The sequence below is a fragment of the Kordia sp. E genome (genome assembly GCF_056033805.1).
Genome location: NZ_JBRASR010000007.1, coordinates 1 through 465, shown reverse-complemented (window position 1 = coordinate 465; position 465 = coordinate 1). Strand labels below are relative to the sequence as shown.

At 39.6% G+C, this 465-nt stretch carries 1 protein-coding gene; it reads left to right on the top strand.

Annotated elements, in window-relative coordinates; genetic code table 11:
- Positions 1–26: 26 nt before the first annotated feature.
- Positions 27–465 (top strand): Calx-beta domain-containing protein (locus tag ACUUYC_RS25275; protein ID WP_474270597.1); only part of this gene is annotated, 439 nt, incomplete at its 3' end.

Genomic DNA, 465 nt, shown 5'->3' with positions numbered 1-465 from the left:
CAGTAAGTATTGACAATCCAAGCTCGGTGGATACAGTAGTTAGTATTACTACAGTAGATAACTCAGCGGAAGATCCAAATGATTATACTAGCACTACTACTACTGCAACGATTCCAGCAGGACAGACGACTGTAGATGTATCGATTCCAATCACCAACGATATGATTGGGGAGCCAGTAGAAGACTTTACAGTTACTGGTACGGTAATAAGTGGTAATACAAGTAATCCAAGTGATAGTGGAACAGTAACAATTACAGATGATGATGTGTTAGGCTGTCCTTCAATTGTTGATACAGATATGGATGGATTAACTGACTGTGAGGAAACAACAGGAATCGATGATCCAAGTACACCATTAATACCATCTGATTTTGGAGTTGTACCAGGAAGTCCAAGTAATCCAAACGATCCATGTGATCCAATTGGAATCAACACGACTGATACAGATATGGATGGATTAACTG